The organism is Butyricimonas sp. Marseille-P2440, from assembly GCF_900091675.1.
Classification (GTDB): Bacteria; Bacteroidota; Bacteroidia; order Bacteroidales; family Marinifilaceae; genus Butyricimonas; species Butyricimonas synergistica.
This window is the reverse complement of the sequence record NZ_LT594608.1, coordinates 389,433-415,787: the sequence shown is the minus strand read 5'-3', so window position 1 is coordinate 415,787 and position 26,355 is coordinate 389,433. Positions and strand designations below refer to the sequence as shown.

Genomic DNA, 26,355 nt, shown 5'->3' with positions numbered 1-26,355 from the left:
ACAATTGGTCACTCGTCTTTTAATTTTCAATATTGCATTTTCAATTGTCTGTTTCCGGTCCTTTTTTGATCTGATGGAACATGATCTTCAGTTCCGCGATGAGCAGGATTGTAAAGAGTATGGCGAACATCCAGAACGTGGTGATAACCCAATTCGATGCGATCTTCGTTACGGCAACATTGGTCGGCATTAAATCTTGTACAACCCACGGTTGGCGTCCTACTTCTGCCACGATCCAACCGCATTGTGATGCGATGTATGCCATGGGAACACAGAATAGTGCCAGATAAGGGATTAATTTGAATTTCTCGAACTTTCTTTTCTTGGCGTACCATAAGGAAACGGCGAAAAGCAACACGAAAAGCATGCCTAATCCCACCATGATACGGAAACTATAAAATACCAGCGGTACGTGGGGTATCGCGTCATACGGGGAATTGAGATAGCCGTACCCGAAATCCGAGTAATTGGCTTTAAAGACTTGCAAGGTACTGTCGGCAAGGATTTGATTCTCTTCTTTGACGGCTTGCTTGTAGGTCTTCAAGGCGTCAATTGCCGTGCGACCGTTTGCCATGCGTTGTTCTAAAGACGGATAGGTCACCCCGGATTGGGAAGTGTATCCATCCAGAATATTTTGAATACCGGGGATATAAGCATTGAAGTCGTGGTATCCCAAGAACGAAAGCATTTTAGGAACATGAATGGCATATTCCATTTTTTTCATTTTGTCTGTCGGTAAAGACGGATCGTTTACCGGAAGACCGATAACGGTAAATGCGGCTCCTCTGCCACCTTCATTCAAACCTTCCATTGCCGCAAACTTCATGGGTTGGGTTTTCGTCACGTCTTGTGCGCTGCTATCGCCCGTGTAGATCGTTAGTATGATACTGATTAATCCGAAAACGGAAGCGAGCATAATACTTTTGCGGGCGAATTCAAGATTTCTTTTCTTGAGGATAAACCATGAACTGACGCCCACCACGAAGCAAGCGGAAAGCGTGTACGCCGAGGTCACCGTGTGGGTGAATTTGCTGATAGCCGTGGGCGAGAACAGTATCGCCCAAAAATTGTCCATTTCGTTGCGGGCTGTTATCGGGTTGAACTCCATGCCGACGGGATTCTGCATCCACGCGTTAGCGACCAGAATCCACAGGGCAGAGATGTTTGCACCGACGAATACCATCCACGTGGATACGAGATGGAAGCGTTGGCTGACTTTGTTCCAGCCGAAAAACATAACTGCCACGAACGTCGATTCGAGGAAGAAGGCGATGATGCCTTCGATAGCTAACGGGGCACCGAAAATGTCACCCACGAACCAGGAGTAATTCGACCAGTTCGTGCCGAATTGAAATTCGAGAATCAACCCGGTGGCAACCCCGATAGCGAAGTTAATACCGAAAAGTTTCATCCAGAATTTTGTGGCGTTCAGCCAACTTTTGTCACCTGTTTTTACCCACATCGTTTCCATGATGGCGAGCATCAAGGCTAGTCCCAAGGTGAGGGGAACAAACATGTAGTGGTAGATTGCTGTCATGGCGAATTGCCATCGTGACCACTCCACTAGAGTGGTGGTTGTCAGATCAAGAAGCATAATATCAAGGTTTTGTTGTTAATTCTTTGAACACGTGATCGCTTTTCTCCTCCGCGCTGTCGTATTGGGAGTTCAGGAAGTTGGGCATCAGCCAAAGTTTGAAAACTAGAAACATGATACTCAGCTTAATAATAATGATAAGCCAAAGGGTACGTCCCCAGCGGGGCATATTCTTAAATCCGTCGTAATAAAGATACCAAGCCTTTTTCAACATACACGACAATTTTTATTATTATCAATTAAGAACGTTATCAAAGGTAAAAATGTTTTTCTAATCTTCCTGTTTTTTTGTATAAATAATACTTATGTGCGTATAGGATAAATTTATTTGTCTATTTTTGAAGGGAGAAAAAGCAGAGCGGGATATGTAACGAGAAGTCGTCCCGACCGTAAACGAGAGGTAGTTTCTTACGCGGTAATGTAAAATTGGAATTATGAATAACATCGGAAAATATTGTCTGGGGGGATTGGCGTTGTTGGTTGTAGGATTTTTATGTTGGTACTTTTCTTCGATTATCGCTTATATACTGGTAGCGGTAGTCCTTTCCTTTTTCGGTCACCCGATTATCGATCTTTTGGGGAAAGTTAAGATTAAGGGAAAAAGAATGCCGAATGGGTTGAGGGCGGGGATCGCTTTGGTTTGTATATGGTTTGTTCTCGTGCTTTTCTTCTACACGGTGATCCCGTTGGTCAGCCAGGAATTCCAGTCCTTGAGTGACATTAGCATTACAAATATCGTGAACAAGTTGGAAGATCCTTTGGCAGACTTGGAGGAGGGGTTGAAACATTTCGGGATTATAGATGCGAATCAGGATATTAAGGAATATATCGTGAAGAATTTGAAATCCGTGGTGGATGTCACCCAGATTCAGAATTTGTTCGGTTCCTTGGCGGGAACGATCAGTAGTATTTTTATAGCGCTCTTTTCGGTGACATTTATGGCGTTTTTCTTTTTGAAAGACAGTAATCTTTTTTACAAGATGCTGTTGGCTGTTGTCCCTGCCCGTTACGGTGAAGGCGTGGGAAAGGCGCTCGATTCGATCCAGAGATTGCTGGTGCGTTATTTTATCGGGATCACTTTCGAGGTGTTGATTGTTATGGGGTTGAATATTTTGGGTTTGACCATAATAGGACTCCCGTTCAATAATGCCGTCCTAATCGGGTTGATTACCGGGGTGACAAATGTTATTCCATATATCGGACCGCTTATCGGTGCCGCTTTCGGGCTTTCGGTAGGGATCGCCACGAACGTGGACGTGGATTTCTACATGGTAGTATTCCCCTTGTTGATTTACATGAGTATCGTGTTTATCATCACGCAATTGATCGATAATGTCGTGTTGCAGCCTTTGATCTACGGGAATAGCGTGCATGCCCATCCGATGGAAATATTTTTGGTAATCTTGATTGCCGGTAATCTGGCGGGGATACCGGGTATGATTCTCGCCATACCCGGGTATACCGTGCTAAGGGTTATATTGCGGGAATTTTTCAACAAATACAGGCTCGTGAAATCGCTCACGAAAAGTCTGGAACTACCTGATGAGGAAACGAGGTTATAAGCCTAATACACCACGCGTACGGTCTTCAAAAGCGGAAAGTGCAGCTTTCGCTCCTTCGCCCATTGCTATGATAATTTGTTTGTAAGGCACCGAAGATACATCTCCAGCCGCGTATATACCCGGAATGTTCGTGCGGCAACGCGCGTCGATTACTATTTCCCCGGGACGGTTTGTTTCCACCACTTCACGGAACGCTCCGCTGTTCGGGACTAATCCGATTTGAACGAATATGCCGTCCAAGGCAATTACCCGAACTTCCCCTGTTTCGCGGTCTTTTACCCGTATTCCTGTTACTTTCTCCCCGTTGCCCGTGATCTCAAGGGTTTGCGAGTTCGTGAATACCTCCACGTTCGGCAGGCTCTTTACTTTTTCCCGTAACACCTGATCGGCTTTTAATTCCTCGAGAAATTCCAGAACGGTTACTTTAGAACAAATACCAGCCAGATCGATAGCTGCTTCTATTCCTGAATTGCCCCCTCCAATGACCGCCACGTGCTTGCCTTTGTAGAACGGTCCGTCGCAATGCGGGCAAAAAGCCACGCCCCTGCCTATATATTCTGCCTCCCCGGGCACGTTTAATTTTCTCCAACTTGCTCCCGTGGCGACAATGACTGCCGGGGCTATGAATTTCTCTCCCTTCGCGGTGGATAATATCTTTTGATTATTTTCGATTTCTACTTTTTCAATCCGGCGATGTTCCAGCACGTCTATCGGGTAGCGTTGGATGTGTGTTCTGAGATCGTCAGCCAATTGGCTGCCTGTTGTTTCGGGTACGGATATTAAGTTCTCGATTCCCACGGTTTCCTTTACCTGTCCCCCGATGCGTTCAGCCACGATAGCGACGTTCAATCCCTTGCGTGCGGAATAAATCGCGGCGGCTGCTCCGGCAGGTCCTCCTCCCGTGACAATCACGTCATATTGTTTCTCCGTGGCTTCTACTGCCTCTTCGTTACTTCCGTACCGGGCTTCCAGTTTATTTAACAATTCCCCGAATTCACCTCGTCCTACATGAATCAGTTTGCCATCCGCGAACACGGAGGGAACGCCTTGTATATTCAATGCCTCGACTTCCGCTTGGTTGATTGCCCCGTCCACCATCTCGTGAGAGATTTGGTTGTTCAACGTGGTCATGGCATTCAGCGCTTGTATCACGTCCGGACAGTTCGTGCAGGTCAGAGAAACGTATGTCGTCAAGTGAATCGGACCTTTCAATGCTTTCACCCGGTTGCAAATTGCCGTGTCGGGGAAATTCTTTCCCTTGCCATCCAAGTTCATGATGGCGAGCAACAGAGAAGTAAATTCGTGTCCATTGGGAACTCCACGGAATCTTATACCTGTTTTCTCTCCGTTTTTCAAGATGGTGAACGATAACCCGTCGCCTTCCGTGATCCGGTTGGAGATATTGTCCGTGCAATCGGCAACATCGCTTAATATTTCCACGAGTTCCTGCCGGCTCTCGTGTTGAGGCGAAACAACAATATCAAACGTGTATGTTGCTTCCAATCCCTCGAAGATCGTTTTTAGCTGTTCTTTTAGTGTAGTATCTAGCATGTAAATGAAGTTTAGAGTTTAAAATGTTAAGTTTAGAATTCAGAATGGCATCACTCTAAATTCTAAACTTTAAATTTTGTACTTTTAGATTTTACCGACCAAGTCGATGCTCGGCTTCAGGGTGCTGCCTCCTTTTTTCCATTTCGCGGGGCAAACTTCGTTCGGGTGCTCTGCCACGAACAAGGCTGCTTCCACCTTGCGGAGTAATTCTTCCGCGTTACGTCCGATATTGTTGTCATGGATTTCGGCAATCTTGATCTTTCCTTCCGGGTTTACCACGAAAGTTCCGCGGTATGCCATTCCTTCTTCCTCGATCATCACCCCGAATGCGCGGCTTAATGTCCCGGTCGGGTCGGCAAGCATCAGGTAGTTGATTTTGCGAATACTTTCAGAAGCGTCGTGCCATGCCTTGTGCACGAAATGTGAATCTGTACTTACAGAATAAACCTCTACTCCCATTTTCTGGAATTGCTCGTACTTCTCGGCAACGTCTACCAGTTCGGTCGGGCATACAAAGGTAAAATCAGCAGGGTAGAAGAAGAAAATCGCCCATTTCCCTTTTACGTCATCACTGCTTACAGTTTTGAAATTGCCATTGTGATAAGCTTGAACTTTAAATTCCGGAATTTGTGAATTGATAATTGTTTCCATTGTTAGTGTGTTTATGTGTTATTATTAATTTGTTTTCCCGGTACAAAGATATATAGTTTTTATTGATATAAATAATAATATCGATTGAAATATTTTATATCTATATAGATAAAACAAATGAAGTCACGCCACTTCCACCCGGGCGTGCCAGCTCGCGGAGAAATCCGTGCCGTTGCTTCCCGTGAAGAAAATGTACACGTGTGCCGATTTCCCGATTGCTTCGTCAAGAATGAATTCGCCTTGCAAATCGCCCCGGCATCCTTTCACTTCCGGTGCCAGGCGGGGGGAGCGTTGCAGGTTGTCGTACAATATGCCTACCTGCATCCTGTCCGTTCGTGCCGTGGTGCTCCATTCCCTTTCTTCGTGCCACGTCACCCGGAAGCGGTTCCCTTCCCGTGTCACCCGTAAATCGCGGGGCAAGGCTAAAATGCCCAGGGTAAACACGAAATTCTCGAAATCGACGATCTCGCCTTGCCCGTCAAAACAGCGGGAGTTGGTCGCGTGAAACAAGTTCGGCGCCGTCCAGCCTTGTGGCTTGGCGGCAGAGCGCCACGCCACGGGCGAAATCTGTTTCATGTACTCCTTGTAGAACCATTGTACTGCTGTGAAGCGAGTGGCAACCTCTCTTTGTTTTTCCGTGCGTCCCTCCACTTCCCATTTTCTCGGTTTGCCCGGGATTGCGTATCGTTTGGCGTGTAATTTCCCGTTGCGCGTGAAATAAATCACGTTGCCTCTTCTGCCTCGGACGAGGTCCTTGAAATAATCAATAACTTCCATGGCAATTTTTTTAATATTCACGATACTTTAATTTTTATCTTGTTGTCAAAGGAAAGGGAACTCCCCGTTCCCGGGGAATTCCTCTCTCGCAAGTGTTAAGCATCTTCCTCCACGGTCAAGTATATGGATTTGGATGCCAGCTTCCCGTCGGCGCTCGTGGCGAAAGCGTACACGATCACGTGTTCCTTTTCCCACCTTTTCGGCAACGTGACGGAAGTGGAACCGCTTTCTCCCCGTTGGCGTAGTTCCGTCAATCGGCAGAAGCCTTGGTTGCTTTCCAGCAACACGGCGTACACTTTGTCGTCCGCACTGTTGTTCCTCTCTTCTTCTGTCGTCGTTTGCTCGAACAGGAATTTTTGGCTTTCCGCGGAATAAGTGACGGTCACCTCCGGCGTGTGCAGCTGACCGTTGGCACAGAGCAACCGTTCGTAGTCGACGCTCACCGTATCACCCGTCACCGTGCAAATGTCCTTGTTCAGCCGCACGAACTCGTTTGCCACCGTGAGCCCTCTCTTGCGCTGGGGGAAGCCCAAGTGTGTTGCCGCTTGTAGGACGGATGCCAGTTTTGTTAAAACCCCGAACTTCATCCGTTGTTCGACGGCGGCGGGAGAGTTGCTGCTCTTTCCACCGATCACTTTTCTTCTTGCGATATTTTCTCCGTATCGCATGTAATAAGACACTTTTCCGGTGCTCCCGATAAGGGCGCCCAGGAAATCAGGATAAATTTTACTCATAATGAATAAATTTTAAAAATTAAACTTTTAGTTAATTTGACACCGATTCTCTTGGAATCCTCGAAAAAATCCATATTTTTCATATTTATGAAATTGAATGATTATTACAAATGCAAGAATATACTAAAATTACTTCCTCTAAAAATCAAAAAATATATCTATTGGTAAATAAATATATTTCTTTATATTTGCAATAATGCCTGGGGAACAGAAGCGTCTATTCCGGGCAGGACATAATTTGAAGCGTTTTTGCTTATCCTTGTATTGAAAACGGCCAATTTTTTAGCGCAAAGGGTAAACAGGAGAAACGTTCATGCTTTCCGTGTACACTTTTCCAATGTATATCGGTTAAGCGTGGGGTGACTGTTTATTTTGCGCTTGGTGCTTGGCCGTACCTCAATACAGATAAACTAAAAGTTCCCACGCTTTTCTTTTTATCAATAAACCATCCGGGAATTGTGGTTCAAAACAGCGAAGTATGAAAAGGTGTATTTTCTTTTTGGTCTTTCTTTCCGTGGGATTGCTTGTAGCTTGCAGCAAGTATGATGACGGCAAATTGTGGGATAAAGTAAACGAACTAGACTCTAGATTAGCGGCTCTTGAAAAGCAATGCAAGGAGATGAATACAAATATCGCTTCCATGAAAGTTATCGTGGATGCCTTGCAAACTAATGATTACATCACCAATGTAACCATTATCTCCGAGAATGGCATCGAGATCGGTTATAAGATTGACTTCAAAACACACCCGTCCATAACAATATACCATGGGAAGAATGGGGAGTCGGGACAAGCCCCGGTAATCGGGATAAAGCAAGCGGAAGACGGATATTACTATTGGACCCAAAAAATCGGAGACCAAAACACGTGGCTCCTGGATGATAAAGGTGAAAAGATAAAAGCCCGGGCGGAGGATGGCAAGGATGGCGTTACCCCCCAACTAAGGATCGAGAATGGTAAATGGGAACTCTCCATTGACAACGGGCTTAGTTGGAGTGTCGTGGGTGACGCGGGTGGAGATTCTTTTTTCAAAAACGTGATTAATAAAGACGATGTACTGATCCTCGAACTCGAGGACGGAACCGTCGTTACATTACCCAAGGGGGCGACATTCTCGGTTACCTTGGATAAAGATAAAATTGAAGATACACTCCCGAATGCCACGTACGAGATTAATTACACGGTAGTAGGAGGAAATGAGCGGGTCAGTATACAAATTAATGCTCCGTTAGGTTGGAATGTTTATGCTGAAACGGTAGGCCAATATAATGGGAAGATATTGATAACGACCCCAGAAATAGTGGCTAATGAAAAAATTTATGTGATTTTTTCAGATGGAGAAACTGCTGTTACACGCGTGATTCCCATGCTGCAAGGACGTTTGGTTCATGTCGAAAAGCCAGGAACGTTAAAGGATTGCTTCTCGGGGGAAGCCGATTGGCAACAATGTAAAAGACTCAAGATCACGGGTACATTAAATGATGATGATTATTTTTTTCTAAAGAACAAGATGCTGTTGTTGCGTTTTTTAGATTTATCAGAGGTAGATAGTGAAACTTTACCAGAAAGTGCTTTCAGAGGACATCCTTGTCAAACGGTGATTTTGCCCGAGAAGTTAGTGGCTATACCAAGTTATGCATTTGATAATAGTGGTATAACCTCGATAAAAATTCCCGATGATGTTCGGGAAATAGGCGAATACGCTTTTTATAATTGTCGCAATTTGCGGGGTGATTTGTATCTTCCTTATATTATACAAACTATCGGGGAACATGCTTTTGAATTATGCGGGTTTGACGGGAATTTATCTTTGGGTGCGATGTTGCAAAAGATAGGGAAAGTAGCTTTCAGGAGTTGTAAATTCACGGGGAAATTGACGATACCTACGCAAGTTAGAACTATTGAAGACGAGGCATTTGCTTATTGCTCTGGATTTACCGAGCTTGTGTTTTTGACTAACACGGGGCTTGGAGAGTCTCGATTGACATCGATCGGGAAAAGTGCGTTTGAAGGATGCACTGGATTTAGGGGAGATTTGGTGTTGCCTGATAATTTGGAAAATATAGGCAGTGATGCGTTTCGATACTGTTCTGGTGAGTGGAAAGGACGGCTGGTAATAGGTAAAAGTGTGAAGAAGATAGGAAATCTAGCTTTTATTTATAACGCTTCTACTGGAGGAACATATAGATTGAATTTTGAAAAGATATATTTTAAAAGTTGCTTCCAACCAGAGGGAGTCATGGCTGGTTTAGTGTTAAACTGGGATCCTCGCGTAGAGTATGTTGGAGTTCCTTTGGGGTGTAGGCATAATTATGCTAACGACTTCGTTGGAGAATATGTTGAAGTTATAGAAGAAATTGATTATAGTACCTTTAATTTTTAAATTCCTGTATATGAACATCGAATTTATCATCGGCACCCTCCTCGGGGTAATCGGGATTATTCCGATTATAATTTCCGTTGTGAAATGGATGCGGAAAACCAACTTGTCCCGCTTGATGGATAAGTTGGTCAGCAAAGAACTGTCACAAAAAGAGCGGCAGCGGGTGTTGCGTTCGATGAATCGGAAATTGTTGGTTTCCGGGCATCGGTTGAAAGATGAATACATAAATAACTTTGCCTTGGGTAAAAAGGGGAAAGAAGCCGTGTTTGAAGAATTGTGCCTGCAAAATCACATAGAACCGACCAAGGAGATGTGTCGTCGATTCATGAAAAACGATTACCCCTCGATTCGCGAGCGTTACTATCGGCAAGTGCCCCCCTCTTCCGTGGTATCCACCGCCACTCCTTCTCCCTCGCGAAACGACGTGTCGGCTCCGGAGGTGAAACGGCAGATTGTTTACATGTCTGAATTATTAAGGGAAAGGTATCCCGCCACCTGTCTGAAATTGACGGGTATCCTCGACAAGCACGGTATCCCGTATCGTTTCCTGCAAGCGACCAAGGATATATGGTGCCGGGATTACCTTCCCGTGCAAACGGCATCAGGCAAGCTCGTGCAATTCCGTTACGAGCCTTCTTATTTGAAAGGGAAAGAGTGGGAACATACTCGCTCGGACGTGAAGGAAGTGTGTCGAGCTAACGGTTTGCAACCGGTATTTTCGCATATTAACCTTGATGGGGGCAATGTCTTGTTGTGCGACGGGCGTGCAATCATTTCTGACCGTGTATTTGCCGAAAATCCCGGGTTCACGGACAAGCAACAATTGATTGCCAAAATCGGGGAACTCCTGGAGGCGGAAGTCATCGTGATCCCCGCGCAAAGAGGTGATATGACAGGTCATGCGGACGGCATGGTACGGTTTGTGAAGCGTGATACACTTCTGGGTAATAACCGATCGGATGAATACAAATACTGGACCGACGGGATTAACAACGTGTTACAAAGCTATCATTTAGAGTATGAAGATGTCCCGTTTTTCTGGGACTATAAATCTCCCGCTCATCCCCATCATGCAATCGGTATTTACGTGAATTACCTGGAAGTGGGCAATTTGATCGTGCTGCCAGTTTTCGAGATGCCCGGCAACAAGGATGCCGAAGCTGTGGAACGTTTCCGGCAAATCTTTCCCGATCGAATCATTGAAACCATAAACTACAATGAAATCGGTTTGGAAGGTGGATTATTGAATTGCACGACATGGGTAATGAATGCAGTTTTATAGTATACTTCCCCGTCTGCTCAGGCTCTTATCTATCGATTAGGTATTGACTAACTATTGACCACGAATTGTATATACAATAGTTTATTAATAGGTAATCAATAGGTAATCAATATTTGAGAGCCGGAACAGACGGGGAAATACACTATGAAACAGGGATTATGGTTAGATTTATACTTTATCTTCGTATTCTCGTATGAATTCATCCGCGATATAGAGATTTCCGTACAGGTAAAGCCCGGTATCTTTGTCATGCAGGTCGGCGCAGGTTTTGCTCTCGTAGAATAATTGTAATGCCTTGACTGGGATGATTCCCAAACGTTTTGATAGTTCGGCGGATATGATACCGATGCGGCTACTTAATATCATTTCTTGAATTTCCGGTGATTTTGCCGGGTCATTCTGCAGGTTCGGTTCTTTCATAAATAAGGTGTTTGTCTGTAATGCTTTGGTTTAACAAGCATATTTGGTTATTAGGTTGATGTTGAGCTAAGCGTTGTAATGCTATATCGGCACTCATCAAGCCAGACATGTATAAATTTACTGTATCGATTACCCGGTCGTCGGCAATGCCTCCTTCCACGTAATCGTAAGCGGCTGCAGGATTTTCTCCTCGGCGGCTGGCAACGATAAAATCCAGCCATTCGGTGTCATAAGCTTTGAATATCTTGCAGCGGGCTTCGGTTAGAATTGCATCGCGATCAAGTTTATAAATATTAATGACTGCTTGAGCTTTGCGGCGTTTGGCTGTGGCACTTGCCCAACGGAGTGCTTGTTCTTTAATTGTGGTTACGTAGAAGCCTTGACCGAAATCTAGATTCTCTCTTCCTAATCGGCAAAGTGGTGTATTTACTTGTTCGGTTCCTCCATGATACACGGTTATCGTCATTGTTTACCCTCCCATGTCGTTAAACATTCTACCATATTATCAGTCACGTGCTCCCGGCTTTCTGTGTGGAGTGTATCATAGTAGGGAAGAATATAATTTTCAATCATATTCACGTGTTTCATACGGGCAAATACTTCTTGGTAAGGGATTCCAAGTCTGCGGGCAACTCCTTCAATACAAGAAGCGACGAATGATAGTATTAGTTCAGTATGCGATAATTCTATTAAATTTTTCATTGAATATGTGTTTGCACTAACAAAAATACAAAAAATCTCGTGTGTTTGGTAATTCACACGAGATTCTTTAGGAAGAATTGTCGGGGCAATTTTAGATCAAGGCTATTTCCAACACTTCCCGAATGTGGTCGACGAAGTGGAATTTTATGCCTTTGACGTATTCTTTCTTGATTTCGTCGATGTCTTTTTTATTCTCGCGGCAGAGAATGATCTCTTTGATTCCGGCGCGTTTGGCGGCAAGGATCTTTTCCCGGATGCCGCCCACGGGGAGGACTTTGCCGCGGAGAGTGATTTCTCCGGTCATGGCGAGGGCTTTTTTCACTTTCCGCCCGGTTAGCGATGAGGCTAACGAGGTAACCATCGTGATACCTGCCGACGGTCCGTCTTTGGGGACGGCTCCCGCGGGAACGTGAATGTGAATATTGTGTTCCTCTATTGCCGTGGGGCTGATGCCCAGTTCTTCGGCGTGCGATTTGATGTATTCCAGTGCCAGCGTGGCGGATTCTTTCATGACGTCACCGAGGCTTCCGGTCATGGTCAGTGTCCCTTTTCCTTTGCTGGTGCTCGATTCCACGTATAGGATTTCCCCACCGACGGCTGTCCATGCCAAACCCGTAACGACACCCGGGAGTTCATTCCCCTGGTACTCTTCTCTCGTGAAGATAGGGGTGCCGAGGTATTCTTCCACGGTTTTCTGTGTCGGTTGTATCGTGAAGTTCGGGTCGAGGGCGACGTTCTTCGCCACTTGGCGCATGATTTTTGCAAGAGTCTTGTCTAGTCCGCGAACACCGGATTCACGGGTGTATTTGTCGATGATATAGTTTAATATATCGTCCGAGAAGGTGATCTGTTCCGCTTTCAACCCGTGGTTTGCCAGTTGTTTCGGGATCAGGTGGCGCTTGGCGATCTCTATTTTTTCTTCCATAAGGTAACCGCTCACCTCGATCATCTCCATACGATCCCTTAGCGGGGGAGCGATCGTGGAAATATCGTTTGCCGTGGCGATGAACATGACTTTTGACAAATCGTAGTCGATGTCCAGGTAGTTGTCATGGAAAGCCGTGTTCTGTTCTGGGTCAAGTACTTCCAGTAGCGCGGACTGTGGGTCGCCTCTGAAATCCTGCCCTACCTTGTCTATCTCGTCCAGTATGAATACCGGGTTTGAGGTTCCGGCTTTTTTGATGCTCTGGATAATCCGACCGGGCATGGCTCCGATGTAAGTACGGCGATGTCCGCGGATCTCGGACTCGTCATGCAAACCTCCCAAAGACATACGTACAAATTCCCGGTTCAGTGCACGTGCCACGGATTTACCGAGTGAGGTTTTACCTACTCCCGGAGGTCCGTACAGGCAGAGAATCGGGGATTTCATATCTCCTTTTAGTTTTAGCACGGCAAGGTATTCCAGAATACGTTCTTTCACTTTGTCCAGCCCGTAATGGTCTGCATCCAGTATCTCGGATGCTTTTTTCAGATCGAAGTTGTCCTCCGAGTAATGTTCCCATGGCAGTTCCGTCAATTCCTTCACGTAGTTGAATTGCACGGAATAGTCAGGGGTCGACGGGTTTTGGCGTTTTAGTTTTTGAAGTTCCTTCTGGAAGATTTCCTCCACTTTTTGTGACCATTTTTTCTTGGAGGCAGCCTCTTCAAGTTCTTGCAAGTCCTCATCTACCGGGTTGGCTCCCAATTCGTTCTGGATGGTCTTCATCTGTTGGTGGAGAAGGTATTCCCGTTGTTGTTTGTCAAGGTCTACTTTGACTTTCTTCTGGATATCTTCTTTTAATTCCAACACTTTCACTTGTTTGCCTAGCAAGCCCAGCAATTTGCCCGCGCGTTCTTTCAGGCTGTCGATCTCGAGTAATTCTTGTTTGTCCCTGTAATCGATCTCTGTATTCGACGATATGAAGTTGACCAGAAACAACATGCTCTCGATATTTTTCAGCGCGAAGCCTGCCTCGTTGGGGATGTTGCTCGAGAACTTCACGATCTTCATAGCCATATCCTTTAGTGCTTCGGCTATGGCGTTGTATTCCTGGTCGTCGGCACTGATTTCCTCTTCTTCTTTCACGATAATTTTACCCACGTGATAGGGTTCGTCATACAAGATGTCGTCCAAGTGGAAACGTTTTTTCCCTTGTATGATAGCCGTGGTTGTTCCGTCGGGCATTTCCAGTAACCTCAACACGGAGGCAACCGTACCGGTCGAGTAAAGATCGGCTTGTTGCGGGTTTTCCGTGAGAATGTCCTTTTGCGCGATAACACCAATCAGGGCGCTTTGCTTGTACGCGAAGCGAACCAGTTTCAGGGATTTTTCCCTGCCGATATTAATCGGAATGATTACTCCCGGGAACAATACCGTGTTCCGAAGCGGTAAAATTGGCAGAGTGTCAGGAATATTACTGTGGTCGTTCAACATCTCTTTCTCGTCGCCCAGTATAGTTAAATAGTCCTGATTTTCCCCGGATATCGTATCTTGTAAAAAATCTTTCAAATCTATGTTGCTCATTATAATCTCTTTGTCTATTTGTAGTTGTTTTTCGTGTGATGATTATTTTTCAGGAAGCCCGTTGATTAGCCTTGAATCGAGGACTGTCATTTTGACAAAAAAAGCCCTGAAAATAAATCTTTACTTAATAGGGCAATTCCTATGCCAAAGATTTTTTCTATTTTTGCACTCAAATATAAAACACAAATGAAAATAATTTTGTTCGACGATAAAAGTTGGGGGACGTTAAGACCTCTTACTTTGACCCGTCCGGTATCTGAGTTAAGGGTAGGAATTCTCACGATTCGAGAGAAGTGGGAAAAGCGGTTAGGGAATAAGGTTGCATACCTGACTAAAGACTACCTTCAAGAAAAATACCCGTTGTCTGTGGAAGATGATAATTTGCTGATCAATGCGTCCGTGTGTCCGAACCAACCGTTGTTGGGGGAGATCGGAGGTCTACAGCCGGGGGAAATGTTATTACAGGGCGATTGTGTGATCGCTTCGCGAGTCGATAAGCAGGGTGTGGCAGCCTTTGATCCTGCGGTATTACCAAATTTAGTACGGAAAGAATTCACGGGCGATCTCGTTCGTGTGGTCTATCCTTATCACGTGTTTTCGTTAAACGGGCAGGAGTTGGAAGTTGACTTCAAGTTGCTAACCGAAGGACGAAAGAGCGCGCCGCTGGATAGTCACGTGCGGGTGTACGGGAAATATCCCGTCTTTGTGGAGGAAGGTGCGGTTGTGCGTGCGGCGGTGATAAACACGGAAGGCGGTCCGGTGTATATCGGGAAGGATGCTGAAATCATGGAAGGGGTTCTTGTGAGAGGTCCTTTGGCGATGTGCGAGCATTCCGTGTTGACCATGGGAGCGAAGGTGTACGGTGCCACGACTCTCGGTCCATACTGCAAGTGCGGGGGTGAAGTGAACAACGTGGTGATGATCGCTTATTCCAACAAAGCGCATGACGGTTTCCTGGGAAATTCCGTGTTGGGAGAATGGTGCAATATCGGAGCCGGGACAAACAACTCGAACCTGAAGAACACTTACGTGGAAGTGAAGCTGTGGGATTATGACACGAGGCATTTCCGGAAGACCGGGCTTCAGTTCTGTGGTTTGATATTGGGCGACCATGCCAAATTGGGTATTTCCACGATGATTAATACCGGAACCGTGATAGGTGTGGGTGCCAATGTTTTCGGGGCTGAATTTCCTCGTAATTTCATACCCTCCTTCGCGTGGGGTGGGGCTTGCGGTTTTACCGAACATAAGATGCCACAGTTTATCGCGACAGCCGAGGCTGTGATGAAGCGCCGGAATAAGGTATTCGATGACGTGGATCGCCGGATTATCGAGCGCGTCTTTGCCGACCCGGAGAGGTGATCCCCGCTCCTTGCCTCCTCGATACGTTACCATACAAACAAGGCATATTCGAAGCATGAACGGAGCATTAACACTCGTTTGCGTTCATGCTTCGTTCATGCTTCGAATATGCTGTGTTCGTGGGGGCGAGAAGCGATAGCCTAATGCCGGACCCGGGGGTAGGCGGCGTGTGATTGCCGCTAATTTGCGTCAATAGGTGGAATTTGCTTGGGAAAATTTTGGAGATTTGCAAATAGAGAGTATTTTTAACTCCTCAAAATAATATGCAGATGACCGTGGAGGGAGAGGATTTGTACATAAATGCTTTGCAGCGTTATGATGATGTTGCTATCAAGTTGATGTTCGAACAGTATTACACTCCGCTTGTATTGTTCGCGAAAGGTTACGTGATTGATTTGGACGCGAGCAAGGATATCGTGCAGGAAGTTTTCACGGCTTTGATCGAGGCGAAGGAGAAGTTTGTTTCGATAGATAATTTGAAGGCTTATTTGTACCAGGCAACGAAAAATCGTTGTTTAAAATACTTGCGACACGAGGAAGTGAAGAAAAAGTATGCCGAGGATGTGAAGTTGGAGGGGGAAGAGTATTATTTAGATAAAATTCTGGAGGAAGAGGTATACCATCACCTGATGAAGGCGATTGCCGGGTTGCCCGAGCAGTGTCGCAAAGTGTTCCTGCTGGTGCTGGAAAACAAGAGCAACCAGGAAATCGCCGATGCCCTCTCGCTGCAACTGGAAACCGTGAAGGCGTACAAAAAAGCGGGAAAAAAGATGCTTTACGAGCGTCTGAAGCATATCGTCCCGTCGGTGGGATTGATCTTTTTATTTTACCTCTGAAGTATGAAAAAAATTCAAAGTTCTCTTAAATATTAGGTATTAAATATAAGGTCGACGAATCGTATTGTAAATTGCTGATTTATCATATATTTTCTATAACTTTGTATTTGAAATTGTCCTCTTTTGCAAGAGGGGTATTTAAAATATTAGAATCTAAATTATAAATCCGATGAAAATTAAAAGTATTTCCATAGAATACTTTCGTGGATTGAATGATGTTGATATACAAGAGTTTGATGAGCATGTGAATTTGTTCGTCGGTGTTAATGGGGCTGGAAAGTCAAGTATTCTTGATGCAATGTCACTTGTGTTTTCTTGGTATACGGCAAGAATGTTGTCAGCCAAAGGGCGAGGGCGTGATATACCGAAAGATGATATTTCGTTGCATTCTCCCAATGGATGTACCATAGAATTGGGGATCGGGAATGATAATATCTGGAAACTTTATAGAAGTTTGAAGTATTATAAAATGGATAAATCTGATTTATCATCCATGAATCAAGTTGTATTTCAGTTACGCGAAAATTTGGATAACGTACCTGGAAGTTCCATCCCTATTGTGGCTCATTATGGTGTAAATAGAGTTATTCCAAATAAATATCCTCGACTTCCACGTGGGAAAAATCTTTACTCTCAATTGGATGTTTATAAGAATGCTTTGAGTGGGGGACAATTGTTTTCGGATTTTTTTAATTGGTTCCGACTTTCTGAAGATTACGAGAATGAACAATACAAGGAAAACAAGTTATATCGAGATCATGGGCTTGAAGCTGTACGACGTTGTATGTCTATTGTGATGCCTGAATATTCTAATATGAAAGTTTCTCGTCGTCCGCTTGCCCTGACCATGAAAAAGGGAGATGAAACGTTCAGGTTAAACCAATTATCAGATGGAGAGAAATGCTATATTTCTTTAGTATGTGATATCGCACGACGGTTAGCGATAGCTAATCCTAATGGCGATCCTTTAAGCGGTGAAGGAATAATTTTGATTGATGAGATTGATTTACATCTGCACCCCAAGTGGCAGCAAACAGTTGTTTCGAGGCTAGTAAAGACTTTCCCTAATTGCCAGTTCTTTATAACTACCCACTCTCCAATTGTAGCTTCTGATGTTGATGGAAAAGTATTTGGCATTAAAAATGGGGAGATTGTGCCACAACGTACTTTTGGCAAGTTATCTTCAAGTATTTTATCTTCAGTTTTCGATGTTTCTATGGCTCGTAGCTTGTTTGTCCAATCTATTATAGATTCGGCTTATGATGCGATCAGTGAAAGAAATGATGCGGTATTTGTGCAACGCTTTGATGAACTTGTGAAGATTTTAGGAGCAGATGATTCGGATGTTATTGGTCTTAAAATTGAAAAATTGCGTAGAGATAAACTGGTTTGTAAATGAAGACTATTATAAAGACTGATGCCCATCAATGTTTGCAAAGAGCAGTGGACGAAGGTTGGAACTGGGATGACTTCCACAGGAACGCGCACGATGATTATGTTTTAGTACGTGAACAAGCACTTTCAGATCAAGGAAATGAATGTGCATATACTGGGCTTTGGCTTGGAGATGGAACTTCTCAGAAAGTGCATATAGACCATTTCCGGAAAAAAGCTTTATATCCGGAACATACTTTCTGTTGGACGAATCTGTTTGCAGCAGCCAAGGATCTTGACTATGGTTCAGATTGCAAAGATGAAAATATTCGTGGTCCTCGTGCAAATGCCGATAGCCAATATCATTCATTTTGGTCACCTTTTGAAGCAAATCTCAACGAGGCTTTTTGGTACAGGCAGGATGGAAAAATAGAACCAGATCCAAATCTTTCTGAAGATGCAAAACTATTTGCTCAAAGAACGATAGATATGTATAATTTGAATGCAGCTGATCTAAAGAGGCGAAGAGTAGAAGTGATTCGAAATGTAAGATCATTGCAACAGTTTGAGGACGAGCTGATTCGAGTTAGCATGGATAGGGCCGGTTTTTCATTTGTCGTTGAGTTTGAGTTGAAGAACAGAGTGGTGAAATAATTAGGAGAGTGAAGGTAAGTAATTCAGAAAACTACGATTTGTAATTTTTTTTCCAAAAAGTGCCAGTTTTATACCCCCTTTTTTTAACAATGGGGGTCATAGTTTGTGTAATGATAGAACTGACATGGAAAAAGAAAAGGATATATTTCGGTTGGCAAATATAATTGCCCGTTCTTTGGAGGGAACGTTAAGCGTTGAGGAACAGCAAGAACTAGATGATTGGCTGGCTGCTTCGGATATTAATCGCAAAAAGTATGAGGGTTTTAGCGCGTTAGGGGTGTTGAAGAAAAAGAGTGCGGAATATTTGCAAGTGGATTGGCAGGCAGATTGTAAAATGTTTATGGCTTCCCGGGTAAGGTTGCAAAGGCGTCGGAGAATGCAACGATTTTCACGGTACGCGGCTGTGTTTGTGTTGGTGCTTGGGGTTGCGTTAGGGGTGTATGTCGGGGTGGGACACGAAACGGGCGAGCGTCCGGTGGTGCAAGCGAGTGTTCCCGTGTCGAAGAATGCTATTTTGACATTGGCGGGGGGTGAACAAGTGGTGTTGTCCGATAGTAATTCCGGTGTTTTAAAAAGGCAGGGGGATACGCGTGTGACCGTGGAAGGAAATAATATATCCTACACGAATAATGACGGTACAAGTGGAAAGAAGGAGAAGAAAATGTTGTTTAATACGCTTCGGATCCCGAGAGGGGGGGAGTATTTTGTTACATTGTCTGATGGGTCGACAGTTTGGTTGAACGCGGAAACGGAGATTCGTTATCCGGTAGAATTTGTTGGGAACGAGAGGATCGTGTACGTGGAGGGTGAGGCTTATTTTGACGTGAAGAAGGATGAGAGTAAACCTTTTATCGTTAGGTCCGGGAAGATGGACGTGAAGGTGATGGGAACCTCGTTTAATTTCAGGTCTTATCCCGACGAGAACGGGGTTGCGACGACGCTCGAGAGTGGTTCAGTCATTATGGTTTCCAGGGAATCAAAGCAGGAAATTCGTTTGAACCCCGGGGAACAGGGTATCTTGGATAAAGAGTCGGGGCGTTTGTCAAAGCATACCGTGGATACATATTTGTATTCCGCGTGGAAGGATGGACGTTTTGTTTTTTTGGATACCCGGTTGGAAGATTTGTTCCATGTTTTGGCTCGCTGGTACGATTTGCAAGTGTTTTACGTTCACCCGGGGGCAAAGGATATTCGTTTCACGGGGGATTTGAACAAGAGTGAAGATTTCGGGACGATACTTAAGATTATCGAGAATAATGAACGGGTGGAATTTGACGTGAACGAACGGACCGTGTCGGTGCGATTGCGATAAAACAAGACCCTTGGTGCGCCAACACCAAAGGTCCAAGGATTGTTATTAAGTTTTTATTTTAAAGCAGTGCAAATGTATGAAAAAAACAATTGAAAATTGCCATCATCATGGTAGATGGCGAAAAGAATGGAAAGTTATGAAGTTATTTATTATCTTGACCTTTATAGGTGTGATGCAGGTTTCTGCCCATACTTATTCACAAACGGTCAGATTGAATCTGACGTGTTCCAACGCTTCTTTGCGGAGTGTGATGAGCGATATCCGCGCTCAATCGGAGTATAGCTTTTTCTTTGATGATGTCGCAGTTGAGAAGATCGGGAATATCTCTTTGGATTTGAAGGATGCCACGATTGAAGAAGTCTTGGAAGCTTGTTTGAAAGGTACGGGATTCGGCTATCGGATTTTGGACAAAACGATTATTCTTTTCCGGGAGCAGGTGAAGAAGGATGACGAGAAGAGGACGTATCTTATCAAAGGAAGGGTGGTGGACCACGAGAATCAACCCTTGCCGGGTGTGACTGTTTTATTGGATAGTACTCGGATAGGAACGGTGACGGATACTGCCGGATGTTTCGTCTTGCCTTTGCCGAGGGAAAAAGGGTATCTGGTGTTTTCCTTTATCGGGTTTAAGTCGCAGAGAGTGGCTTACACGGAGGGAAAGCCGGTGGCAGTGAAGATGCAGGAGGATATTTCCGGTTTGGATGAGGTGCAAGTGATAGCTTATGGTTCGCAGAGAAAGAGAAATGTCATTAGTGCTATTTCTTCGGTGAAAGGAGAGGATTTGCAAGAGATGCCGACGCATAGCCTGGAGAATTTGCTTCAAGGGCACATGGCGGGGGTCGAGATCAATAACATTTCCGGTTCTCCCGGTGGCGGCGGTACGGTGGTTGCCATTCGCGGTTATAATTCTTTGTTCACGGAAGGTGAGGGGCAGGAGCGGTCGTACGGTACGCCACTGTACGTGGTGGATGGAATCCCGATGCAGTCGTTCACCTCTCCGGTGACGGGTGCCAACACATTGTCGAATCTGGATCCCTCGATGATCGAGTCGGTCGAGGTGTTGAAAGATGCGGCATCGGCAGCTATTTACGGTTCGCGTGCCGGTAACGGGGTGATACTGATAACCACGAAAAAAGGACAGGCGGGGAAAGCCCGTTTCACGGCAAACGTTTCTTATTCGGCATCTTGGTTGCCCGTGGCCCCGAAGCAGGTGGGGGGACGCTATGAGCGGATGTATCATTTGAATGCTTTGATTAACACGGTCGCTCCTTACAAGACGGAGAACGGTGAATGGAAGTTGCCCGAGTCTTACGAGGAGGTGTATAATAATCGTTATGATAACGGTCCCCTGTACGATTGGTTCTGGGGTGGGGCGAACGGACCTCAAAATGCCCTTATTTTGCAAGATAGTTTGAACCCGTACTTTAATAATTCGACGAATTGGTACAGGAAGAATTACCAGACGGCAAGAGTGATTAACGCAAACCTTCAGGCTTCGGGAGGGGCGGGAAATACGCGTTACATGGTGGGTGCCGGGTATTATGACGAGGAGGGTATCATGCCGAACACGGGTTTCCAGCGTTTTACCGTTTTGTCCAATTTGTCCGCACAGCCGGCAAAGCGTTTGCGGTTGGACTCTCAGTTGGGGCTCGCGTATAGCGACCGTAGCCGGGGAAGCAACGCGGGATCGTCGGCAAGTAAGTTTGAGGAGATTACCTCGGATCCCTCGGAAACGTCCACGTTGTTGCCCGGTAGCGGGGCTTTCGGGCAGGCGATGTTGAAGAATTTGAACCAAACTTCCGAGAAGAACCAGAGTTATTCGTTGCGTTATAATATGGTGTTTGATTACGAGTTGATTCGTGATTTGCATTTGAAAGTATCGGCAGGTATCGATTATAACCAGCAGAACCAAAATGTGTTTAAGCCGAGCACGTTGGATCCGAACACGAACGCGGCTTATCGTTTCTCGACTTCGGAAGGGACTATCGCCCGTGATTTGTCAATATTGAACGAGAATTTGTTGTCTTATAGTTTCAATTATTTGGAGAAGCATAATTTCGATATCATGTTGGGGTTGTCTTTCCAGAAAGATCAAAGTTTCTCGAATGGAGGCGGTGGTACCAATGGTCCGAATGATAAGATCCAGTATGTCGGTGACGGTTGGGGCGGATCGGATGGTCTTAATCAAGTAGCCCCGGGCAATGAATTGGAATCCTACGCTTCTGCGTTTAAATACTCGTCGGGGTTCTCGGAAGAGCGGATGTGCAGTTATTTCGGGCGTTTGACGTATAATTTCAGGGATAAATATATGCTTGAAGCGACGGTTCGTCGGGATGGTTCTTCTGTTTTCGGTGAAAATGTGCGTTGGGCGACATTCCCTTCTGTTGCCGTGGGGTGGATTTTCACGGATGAGCCTTTCATGAAACGTTTTTACTGGTTGAGTTTCGGTAAGATTCGTGCCAGTTGGGGAACTTCCGGTCAGAAGTTCGGGCAACGTTATTTGGCTCAAGGTTTGTTCTCTGCCAGCGGGATGTTTTTGGGTAACTCGGGGATGGCTCCGGATAAGAGTGGCGGTGTGATTAACCGGGAATTGAGTTGGGAGGAAACCGACCAGTATGACGTGGGGTTGGATTTGAGTTTCTTGGACTACCGGTTGAAGATGAATGTCGATTATTATTACAGGTACACGACGGGGCATTTGAGCAAATGGGATCTGCCGGGAGATGTTTATTATCATTCCTTCCAGTGGCAGAACGCTATGGCTATTTCCAACCAAGGATTGGAGATCGAGTTGGATGCGGATATTTTGCGTGAAACCGCGGTGAAGTGGAGAATGAAGTTTAATTTCTCAAGGAACTGGAACCGTTTCGAGAAGAGTTCGGACGGGTATGATTACGGTAGCCAGGTGATCGGTAAACCGTTGAACCAGATTCTCGCGTATAAGACTTCCGGGTTCTATGACAGCATGGACGAAGTGCCTTTTATTTATAACGCTCAAGGAGAGAAGCAGCCTTTGTGGTCGGGAGTGAACACGTATGCCTTGTTCTTCCCGGGTGCCCGCAGGATCGAGGATTTGAACGGGGATGGGAAAGTGAATGAAAATGATAGATATTATGCCGCGAGTCCGCTTCCGAAAGGACATGGTGGTTTTATTAATGAAATCCGTTGGAAGAATTTCGATTTGAATATCCTGTTCAATTATTCGATAGGCCGTCACGCGGTGGCTGTTTATGATGATTATAGCTTGTCCCCGAGGGAGGAAGGCGGTCCGTTGTTCGTGGAGCTTAAAGATTTGAATACGGCATGGACGGGAAACGGTGCGAGAGCCGCTTATCCCAAGGCCCAGAAATACGAGTATTTGTATAACCAATATGTGGGAATATATGACGAGGATATTGAAACGGTGCATTTCGTGCGTTTGAAGCAGTTGACTTTGGGATATAATTTTGGCGAGTCGATTTGTAAAAAGGTCGGTTTGAGTGGAATCCGGGCATTCGTGACGGCGGAGAATTTGTTCTTGTTGTCGAATTATTCCGGTATTGATCCCGAGTTGATAGATATTACTTCCGGGACGGATAATTTACGTTCTTATCCTTTGCCACGGAAATTTACGATCGGATTGACTGTTAATTTTTAAAATGTAGAGCATGAAAAAGATATTGATACTTTTTTTATTTATTCCCTTGTTCTCTTGTGACAATTGGTTGGAGGTGGAGCCGGAGGATTCGGTGACTTTCGTGAATTATTTCAAAAGCGAAAGTGAATTGGAGGCTTTGTATAATATGGTGCAAAGTAGGATGAAATATGTTTGTTTCGGTAAACAACCTTACTTTTATTCTTCCATCGATGCGGATGACGTGCAGGCTGACGTGGACGGGTATCGCAAGTTGGATGTGAGCAAGTACACGGGTACTTCGAACACGCAGAGTTGGACAACCTATTATGACGTGATTTATTTGGCGAACGTGATGATCGAGAATGAATATCGTTTCGAGAACGTGTCGAAGGAGCGGGCGGCTTTTTGGTTGGGGCAAATGCACTTTGCCAAGGCATTGGCTTATTTCCGGGTGGCACAGATCTGGGGGGATGCTCCTATCACGAAGAATTCGGAATCTATCGAGCCTATCGGGAAGAGCCCCGCGCTGGAGGTGTTGCAGGAAGCGCTTCGGGAAGCCAAAGCTGCCTTGGGTTTGCCCACGCGTGACAAGTTGGTAGGTGCGGCGGGTGCGGCGATTACCACGAAACAATGTGCCAGTTTGGGAACCGTGAATACTTTATTGGCTAATATTTGCGCTTGGATGGGCGGTTTGACGGGAGAACGGCAGTATTGGGAAGATGCGGAGAAATATGCCTCGGAGGTGTTGGACGGGAAAGCCGGGGTGTACGACTTGGAGAGCATGAGCGGTTTGATCGAGAATGTGCTCGGGAAGAATCGGGTAAGTGATGAGATTATTTACGCTATTTCTAATAACGCGCTGGATTATGATAGAAATTTCCAGTCGTTACAGAAAGAGGCTCCGGGGCATTTCTTGATTTCTTATCCTTACCTCACGCAGGATAGAAGTGAAATTGCCAGCATGGCGAATAGTAATGACAATAGTTATACCCGGATTTTGGTGAGTACGGTAGAGAAAATTTACCCGGAGAAGAATGATTTGAGAAGGCAGGAGTTCTGGTATGAGTTGGGAACGTTGACTTATTCTTCTTCTAACGGAGAAGTGAAAACACCTTATGCCCATATCGCGAAGTGGCGGGATATGATCAGACAAATGAAAGAGGATGTTGCGGGTATGCCTGTTATTTTGGCTGATTGCGACTGGGTATTCTGGAGATTGGCGGATTTGATTTTGTTGCGTGCCGAGTGTCGTGCGCGGTTGGATATGACGGACGAGGCTGTCAGCGATTTGAACCGCGTGCGGGAACGTGCCGGATTGGGTGAATATGCGGGCAGCATGGGCAAGGAGGATTTGCGTAAAGAGATATTCTTGGAAAGACGTCGGGAGTTGTTCGGCGAGGGACAGTATTATTTCGATATTGTTCGGAACGGGTATTTCCGGGAGTTCTTGTTGGGAGGTTTCCGGACGCTTACCGACGAGGATGTGAAGAATGGTGCTCTTTACACGAAAGTGCATTCCAATGCTTTTAACAAGAATACGTTAATGACTCAAAATATTTATTGGCAATGGCAAGAATGATGAATAATATATTGAAAGCGGCGATTTGTGTCGCGATGGTAGGATTGGCTTCCTGTACCAAGTGGAATTACGAGGACGGGGGTATTTCAAACGGGGTGCATGATTGTTCTTTATGGGAATATTTGCACACCCAACCGAGGGATTGGGATTCCACGATCGTGATGATTGAGCGTGCGGGATTGAGGGAGTTGTTCGAGGGAAAAAGTGAACACGAGCAAATTACCTTCTTGGGGTTGACGAACTATTCGATCCGTACTTATTTGTTGGACATGGGGTATAACCAGGTGAAGAGTCTGTACTGGGATGAATGTTACGCTATTTTAAGCAAGTTGATTATCACGGAACGGGTTATGGTGGCCGACGTGCCTCGCGGAAGTTGGGACAGCGAAACGGGAGAGGTGACGGGAGGCAAGGAGTATTCCTTGTTGGATGGTTCCACCGTGAGATTGTGGACCACGCAAGAGCCTTACATGGATATGAATACCGATGACGTGGGGATCGTGCGGTTGAATTTCAAACTGGAGGATACGAATTTGTCGCGGGCATTGATATTCTCTTCGGATATTCAGACGAACAATGGTGTCGTGCAAGCGTTGGGATATGATTTTAAAGTGTCGGATATATATTAAATAGAACGAGATGAAGAAATTATTATATGTATTCTTGTTATGGGGATGTAGTTTTTTGCATGCTTGTGACGATGTAACTGTAGGGTACTTGGATTGTGATAACGCCAAGTACGCGATAAGCACCTTGGAGATCGTGCGTTTTTCAAATTTAACCAAGGAAATCGAGGGATTGCAAGCGACATTGGAAGATTTGTATGCCAACGAGGAGTTGTCCGGGTTGTTTGACGAAATGAAGTCATTGGATTCCGAGTTGAAGGAGCTGGAGATCAAGATGGAGGAGATGTATGAACAAGCGTATTTACTTATGGAGCAAGTTGCCATAGAAGAGGGGGCGTTGGAACCGGATCAAGATAAGATAGATCGGTTGTGGGAGCAGGCGTACGAGTTGGATGCAATTATGAATGAAGAGTATCTTCCTCGACGTAATGAATTGGAAGAGAGTATTTACGGTTTGACAGATCAAATTATTGAAATTTGCGCGGAGATGGGACAGGATGATCCGTTTGTGATAGAAGAGCAGATCGTGCAGTTGCAAAATCAAGTGGAGAAGAATACCCCGTGGACGACGTCTACGATCGGTCAGATATTGGGAACGGAACCCATGCGTTATTACTTGGAATGCGTGCGTAGCGACCAGGGAGAGGATGCTGCCGGGGATTTCGCTTCTCACGTGCAGGTGGTCGGTGGCGGTCGTATTTACGTGGATATGAAAATGGATTCTCCAGCAGGGAAATATTTTGTTTCCTTGCGGGTGGAGAATGAAGGGCATACAGCCGTGTTGCGGGATGTGTTCACGTTTGTTGTAAAAGATTAGATTCAAAAAATAGAGTA

At 45.3% G+C, this 26,355-nt stretch carries 22 protein-coding genes; 12 read left to right on the top strand and 10 right to left on the bottom strand.

What is annotated here, in order from left to right:
- Positions 1-40: 40 nt before the first annotated feature.
- Both BN8899_RS05410 and BN8899_RS05405 read right to left on the bottom strand, forming a co-directional pair.
- Positions 41-1,594, bottom strand: coding sequence for a cytochrome ubiquinol oxidase subunit I (locus BN8899_RS05410; RefSeq protein ID WP_065218619.1), 1,554 nt, complete (start codon positions 1,592-1,594; stop codon positions 41-43).
- Positions 1,595-1,598: 4 nt separating this feature from the next.
- Positions 1,599-1,808 carry a DUF4492 domain-containing protein gene (locus BN8899_RS05405; protein ID WP_018339540.1) on the bottom strand — a complete coding sequence of 70 codons (210 nt, stop codon included), beginning with the start codon at positions 1,806-1,808 and terminating at the stop codon, positions 1,599-1,601.
- 220 nt (positions 1,809-2,028) lie between these two features.
- Here BN8899_RS05405 and BN8899_RS05400 point away from each other — a divergent pair, with 220 nt between their 5' ends.
- Positions 2,029-3,156 carry an AI-2E family transporter gene (locus BN8899_RS05400; RefSeq protein ID WP_065218618.1) on the top strand — a complete coding sequence of 376 codons (1,128 nt, stop codon included), beginning with the start codon at positions 2,029-2,031 and terminating at the stop codon, positions 3,154-3,156.
- Here the strand turns inward: BN8899_RS05400 and ahpF are convergent.
- The 4 genes from ahpF to BN8899_RS05380 form a co-directional block, all read right to left on the bottom strand.
- A complete protein-coding gene (ahpF, locus tag BN8899_RS05395) occupies positions 3,151-4,707 on the bottom strand; it encodes an alkyl hydroperoxide reductase subunit F (RefSeq protein ID WP_065218617.1) in 1,557 nt (518 codons plus the stop codon). The two genes, BN8899_RS05400 and ahpF, sit on opposite strands and share 6 nt — an antisense overlap.
- Positions 4,708-4,791: 84 nt before the next feature.
- Positions 4,792-5,358, bottom strand: a complete 567-nt coding sequence (ahpC, locus tag BN8899_RS05390; protein WP_065218616.1) for an alkyl hydroperoxide reductase subunit C — start codon at positions 5,356-5,358, stop codon at positions 4,792-4,794.
- 123 nt (positions 5,359-5,481) lie between these two features.
- Entirely contained in the window at positions 5,482-6,156 is a 675-nt protein-coding gene (locus BN8899_RS05385) for a hypothetical protein (RefSeq protein ID WP_231932272.1), read from the bottom strand.
- Positions 6,157-6,230: 74 nt separating this feature from the next.
- Entirely contained in the window at positions 6,231-6,869 is a 639-nt protein-coding gene (locus BN8899_RS05380) for a DUF6266 family protein (RefSeq protein WP_065218614.1), read from the bottom strand.
- Positions 6,870-7,347: 478 nt separating this feature from the next.
- On the opposite strand from BN8899_RS05380, the gene BN8899_RS05375 reads away from it, so the two are divergent.
- Both BN8899_RS05375 and BN8899_RS05370 read left to right on the top strand, forming a co-directional pair.
- Positions 7,348-9,252: a leucine-rich repeat protein gene (locus BN8899_RS05375; RefSeq protein WP_065218613.1), complete on the top strand. Its 1,905-nt coding sequence runs from the start codon at positions 7,348-7,350 to the stop codon at positions 9,250-9,252.
- A gap of 10 nt (positions 9,253-9,262) precedes the next feature.
- Positions 9,263-10,534, top strand: coding sequence for an agmatine deiminase family protein (locus BN8899_RS05370; RefSeq protein ID WP_065218612.1), 1,272 nt, complete (start codon positions 9,263-9,265; stop codon positions 10,532-10,534).
- A gap of 168 nt (positions 10,535-10,702) precedes the next feature.
- Here BN8899_RS05370 and BN8899_RS05365 read toward each other — a convergent pair whose 3' ends face one another.
- From BN8899_RS05365 to lon, 4 genes are all read right to left on the bottom strand, one after another.
- Positions 10,703-10,954 (bottom strand): hypothetical protein, encoded by a 252-nt coding sequence (locus BN8899_RS05365; RefSeq protein ID WP_065218611.1) that lies wholly within the window; start codon positions 10,952-10,954, stop codon positions 10,703-10,705.
- Positions 10,929-11,420, bottom strand: coding sequence for a DUF3990 domain-containing protein (locus tag BN8899_RS05360; protein ID WP_065218610.1), 492 nt, complete (start codon positions 11,418-11,420; stop codon positions 10,929-10,931). The genes BN8899_RS05365 and BN8899_RS05360 overlap by 26 nt, the downstream gene beginning before the upstream one ends.
- Positions 11,417-11,656, bottom strand: coding sequence for a DUF3791 domain-containing protein (locus BN8899_RS05355; protein WP_065218609.1), 240 nt, complete (start codon positions 11,654-11,656; stop codon positions 11,417-11,419). The genes BN8899_RS05360 and BN8899_RS05355 overlap by 4 nt, the downstream gene beginning before the upstream one ends.
- Before the next feature lie 91 nt (positions 11,657-11,747).
- Positions 11,748-14,162 carry an endopeptidase La gene (gene lon / locus BN8899_RS05350; protein ID WP_065218608.1) on the bottom strand — a complete coding sequence of 805 codons (2,415 nt, stop codon included), beginning with the start codon at positions 14,160-14,162 and terminating at the stop codon, positions 11,748-11,750.
- Between the two features lie 186 nt (positions 14,163-14,348).
- On the opposite strand from lon, the gene BN8899_RS05345 reads away from it, so the two are divergent.
- From BN8899_RS05345 to BN8899_RS05305, 9 genes are all read left to right on the top strand, one after another.
- The gene (locus tag BN8899_RS05345) at positions 14,349-15,524 is read left to right on the top strand and encodes a GlmU family protein (RefSeq protein WP_065218745.1); all 1,176 of its coding nucleotides are present in this window, start codon (positions 14,349-14,351) and stop codon (positions 15,522-15,524) included.
- Between the two features lie 263 nt (positions 15,525-15,787).
- Positions 15,788-16,360, top strand: coding sequence for an RNA polymerase sigma-70 factor (locus BN8899_RS05340; RefSeq protein WP_065218607.1), 573 nt, complete (start codon positions 15,788-15,790; stop codon positions 16,358-16,360).
- A gap of 169 nt (positions 16,361-16,529) precedes the next feature.
- Entirely contained in the window at positions 16,530-17,759 is a 1,230-nt protein-coding gene (locus BN8899_RS05335) for an AAA family ATPase (protein WP_065218606.1), read from the top strand.
- Positions 17,756-18,388: a retron system putative HNH endonuclease gene (locus BN8899_RS05330; protein ID WP_065218605.1), complete on the top strand. Its 633-nt coding sequence runs from the start codon at positions 17,756-17,758 to the stop codon at positions 18,386-18,388. The genes BN8899_RS05335 and BN8899_RS05330 overlap by 4 nt, the downstream gene beginning before the upstream one ends.
- Before the next feature lie 124 nt (positions 18,389-18,512).
- Entirely contained in the window at positions 18,513-19,700 is a 1,188-nt protein-coding gene (locus BN8899_RS05325; protein WP_065218604.1) for a FecR family protein, read from the top strand.
- A gap of 76 nt (positions 19,701-19,776) precedes the next feature.
- Complete coding sequence (locus BN8899_RS05320; RefSeq protein ID WP_065218603.1) at positions 19,777-23,337, top strand: SusC/RagA family TonB-linked outer membrane protein; 3,561 nt, start codon at positions 19,777-19,779, stop codon at positions 23,335-23,337.
- Positions 23,338-23,347: 10 nt separating this feature from the next.
- Positions 23,348-24,895: a RagB/SusD family nutrient uptake outer membrane protein gene (locus BN8899_RS05315; RefSeq protein WP_065218602.1), complete on the top strand. Its 1,548-nt coding sequence runs from the start codon at positions 23,348-23,350 to the stop codon at positions 24,893-24,895.
- A complete protein-coding gene (locus tag BN8899_RS05310) occupies positions 24,883-25,524 on the top strand; it encodes a hypothetical protein (RefSeq protein ID WP_231932271.1) in 642 nt (213 codons plus the stop codon). The genes BN8899_RS05315 and BN8899_RS05310 overlap by 13 nt, the downstream gene beginning before the upstream one ends.
- A gap of 10 nt (positions 25,525-25,534) precedes the next feature.
- Positions 25,535-26,338, top strand: a complete 804-nt coding sequence (locus BN8899_RS05305; RefSeq protein ID WP_065218601.1) for a hypothetical protein — start codon at positions 25,535-25,537, stop codon at positions 26,336-26,338.
- The last annotated feature ends 17 nt before the right edge of the window (positions 26,339-26,355 follow it).